Annotated in this window: 4 protein-coding genes; 3 read left to right on the forward strand and 1 reads right to left on the reverse strand. The window is 61.5% G+C overall.

Annotation, left to right across the window (positions count from 1 at the left end):
• Nucleotides 1-270: 270 nt before the first annotated feature.
• A complete protein-coding gene (locus tag INE98_RS04250; protein ID WP_293536838.1) occupies nt 271-1,047 on the reverse strand; it encodes a Coq4 family protein in 777 nt (258 codons plus the stop codon).
• Between the two features lie 102 nt (nt 1,048-1,149).
• On the opposite strand from INE98_RS04250, the gene INE98_RS04255 reads away from it, so the two are divergent.
• The 3 genes from INE98_RS04255 to INE98_RS04265 all read left to right on the forward strand — a co-directional run.
• Nucleotides 1,150-1,353 carry a ribbon-helix-helix domain-containing protein gene (locus tag INE98_RS04255; RefSeq protein WP_293514991.1) on the forward strand — a complete coding sequence of 68 codons (204 nt, stop codon included), beginning with the start codon at nt 1,150-1,152 and terminating at the stop codon, nt 1,351-1,353.
• 81 nt (nt 1,354-1,434) lie between these two features.
• Entirely contained in the window at nt 1,435-2,463 is a 1,029-nt protein-coding gene (locus tag INE98_RS04260) for a hypothetical protein (protein ID WP_293536839.1), read from the forward strand.
• A 78-nt stretch (nt 2,464-2,541) separates the two neighbouring features.
• Nucleotides 2,542-3,577: ATP-dependent helicase (locus tag INE98_RS04265; RefSeq protein ID WP_367120163.1), on the forward strand; the 1,036-nt coding region annotated here is incomplete at its 3' end.

Below are 3,577 nucleotides of genomic sequence, written 5' to 3' on the forward strand. Positions count from 1 at the left end.
CAATGACGGCCTGACACGCCCGGAGTCCGTCCAGACACCTCAAAATCACCCCCAAAACCCACCCACAGGCCGCCAAAACACGCCTTCAGCGCATCTCCGGGATCATTGGGGTCATAACGCAGGGGTCCCCCTCAGGGGGAGCTCCGCGCGAAGCGCGGTGAGGGGGTGCAACGGCGGCTCAGCAACCCCCCTCCGACCCGCTGCGCGGGCCACCTCCCCCTCAAGAGGGGGAGGAATTAGGGAGCCAATCGGTCCCCTGCGCGTGGGGCCTTACGCCACCGCCGGAACGGGCGCGCCGGCCGGGGTCGGGCTGGCGACGATGTCGCGGGCTTCGGGCGGGATGGCGTCGTAGATCGTCGGCGGGGTGATCCCCAGCCGCTGGCGCGCCTGGTCCAGGGGCTCGGCGAACAGGACCTCGTAGTCCTCGGCCAGCAGCCACTTCGCCTTCTTCCCCCGCTGGTAGCCCTGCCAGATGGCGCGCACGTAGGGATAGCGACCGCCGCGGGTGCGGGAGATTGCGCCCAGGGCGATCAGGGCCCAGCCGAGGCTGCGGGTCTGCGGATAGGAGAAGGCCACCAGGCAGGCCTCGCCCAGACCGTCGCGGCCATAGCCGGTCAGGATGTGCCAGACGTCATGCACGTCGCGGATGCGCCGGGCCATCCAGGCCACCGGATGGAGCGCGTCGATCTCGCCGGCGCCCTCGCGGCTCACACCGGCCAGTCCATCGGCCGAAATGCTCTGGGACCGCACGAACTGCCGGTAGGCCGCGCCGACCGTGCCGTCGGGGAATGAATCCAGCCAGGCGTCATCCATCAGCCGGTGGGCGAACTCCTGGCGCTCATAGGCGATGCGCCCGCCGCGCGCGGTGGAGCACAGACGACGATAGCACTGGCCGGTGGAGTCCCCCGTCAGGGCCCGCATGATCTCAAAGACCTGGCGGGTGTCCTCCTTGTTGCGGAGCAGGCGGCGAAGGGCGCGCAGGGCGGCGCCCCAGTCGCGGCGGGGTGCGGGAATCGGCCTGTCGGCAGTCAGAACGTCGGCGGTCATGGCGTCCACTAAACACCGCTAAGTTAAAAGGAAGTAGCGCCGCACGGGTCCGGTTTCAAGGGTCTGCCGCCCTTCGCCGACATGCTGTATGCCTGCCGACACATGACCCTCAGGAAGCGCTCCCTCAACCTCGCCGGCCACGCCACCTCCCTGGCGCTGGAGCCGGAATTCTGGACGGCGCTGGAGGCGCTCGCCGCCGCCAGGGGTCTGCGACTGGCCGCCCTGGTGGCCGAGATCGACGCCGGCCGGGGAGCCCGCCCCCTCGCCTCCGCCTGTCGTGTCGCCGCCCTGCAGGCGAAGGGCTGAACCGCCCGCGCCGCGCGTGGTATTTCTGTCGAGTCTAGGTGAGACTCAGCTCGCAACCGCCAAACTCTGGGAGGGATTACATTGCTTGGAAACTGCGAATGCCCGATTTGGGGAACGCCCTCCCTGAAGAGAAGCTGGAATGAGGGAGATAGCGACTATGTCTATTCGCCACGAGCCGGCGGTGAAGTGATCGTAAAGAAAGATGCCTCCGAATTCTGCAAGAGCCTGAACCCAATCCAAAAATCAGCTATCACAAATTGGCTTGTAGATAGACGAATTGATTTTGATGACAAACCCATACTCGATTTAAATCTCGCAAAAGAATGTTCTAAAATTAAGCCAATAAAAATAAGTGATTCCAAGACAAAATTTATGCGATACATTATAGATATCCGACCAAGTGAGCAAATTTTGTTTACAAGTGTTTATCATGACATGGACCTTGAGGATAAATTTCATACAGAAATGATTCTAGCCCAAATTGGAGCGGTTAATTATCACGAAGCACTTGAAATTTTAAGATTACTTGAAGAAGATAATCTGATAACAATCAAGAGTGGAATTTGCAAGATTACAAGCAACGGCTACAATTACATTGAATCTATGGGATCGAAATCGGGATCTCCGCAAGCCTTCGTTGCGCTATGGTTTCACGACGAGACAAATCAAGTTTGGAGACAGGGTATAGTGCCGGCAATAAAAGATGCCGGATATGAACCTTTGAGGATAGATAACAAGCCTACAAACGGAAAAATTTGCGATGAGATTATATCCGAGATAAAGAACTCACGGTTCCTTGTTGCTGATTTCACATGCAGATTGATTGAATTGGAAGGAGTTAAGTCTGCTTTGCATAGAGGGGGTGTGTATTATGAAGCTGGATTCGCTATGGGACACGGAATTGATGTAATATTCACGTGCCGAGCAGACTGTATAGATCATTTGCATTTTGATACTCGTCAGTTTTCTCACATTAAGTGGAAGAATCCATCGGATCTTCGAAACCAACTCTATCACCGAATTTCGAGAACAATAGGTGTGCGGCCTGATGCACCGGGGCTAGGACAAACCGCGATCGAACCAGATCCTGTCCGGAAGGGATCCTCGTAAGGGTTTGATCGGAGCAGCGTCGCCGCCCTGCAGGCGAAGGGCTGAACCGCCCGCGCCGCGCGTGCTACATCCGTTCGCATGTCGGAGACGGAATCACTCGGCGGGCCGGAGGCGGAGCGCGGCCTCACACTTAGCCAGAGGGCCAGTGCAGGACTGCGCGCCGGGGCCGAGCCAGACTACCTCAAGGGGCTGAACCCCGAGCAGAGGGAAGCCGTGGAGGCCGTCGACGGCGCCGTGCTGGTTCTGGCGGGCGCCGGCACGGGCAAGACCCGGGTCCTGACCACGCGCCTGGCCCACATCCTGGCCACGGGCCGGGCCCGGCCCTGGGAAATCCTGGCCGTCACCTTCACCAACAAGGCGGCGCGGGAGATGCGCGAGCGCCTCGCCGCCATTCTCGGGCCCGAGGCCGAGGGGCTGCGCTGGCTGGGCACCTTCCACTCCATCGCCGCCCAGATCCTGCGCCGGCACGCCGAGATCGTCGGGCTGAAGTCCACCTTCACCATCCTCGACACCGACGACCAGGAGCGCCTGATCAAGCAGGTGATGGAGGCGGCCAACATCGACGTGAAGCGGTGGACGCCCAAGGCCCTGGCGGGCCTGATCGACCACTGGAAGAACCGCGGCTGGACCCCGGAGAAGCTCCCCTCCGGCGAGGGGGCGGGTTTCGCCGGCAACAGGGTGCAGGAGCTCTACCGAGCCTATCAGGAGCGCTTGCGGGTGCTGAACGCCTGCGACTTCGGCGACCTCCTGCTGCACAACCTGACCCTGCTTCAGGCCCGGCCGGACATCCTGGAGGAGTACCATCGCCGCTTCCGCTACATCCTGGTCGACGAGTACCAGGACACCAATGTCGCCCAGTACCTCTGGCTGCGCCTGCTGGGCCAGTCACGGGGCAATGTCTGCTGCGTAGGCGATGACGACCAGTCCATCTATGGCTGGCGGGGCGCCGAGGTGGACAACATCCTGCGATTCGAAAAGGACTTCCCGGGCGCCAAGGTCATCCGCCTGGAGCGCAACTACCGCTCCACCGCCCACATCCTCGGGGCCGCCTCAGGCCTGATCGCCGCCAACCGCGGCCGGCTGGGCAAGACCCTCTGGACCGAGGCCGAGGGCG

Origin of the sequence: Phenylobacterium sp. (assembly GCF_020253645.1) — a bacterium.
In the GTDB taxonomy this organism is placed as follows: domain Bacteria; phylum Pseudomonadota; class Alphaproteobacteria; order Caulobacterales; family Caulobacteraceae; genus Phenylobacterium.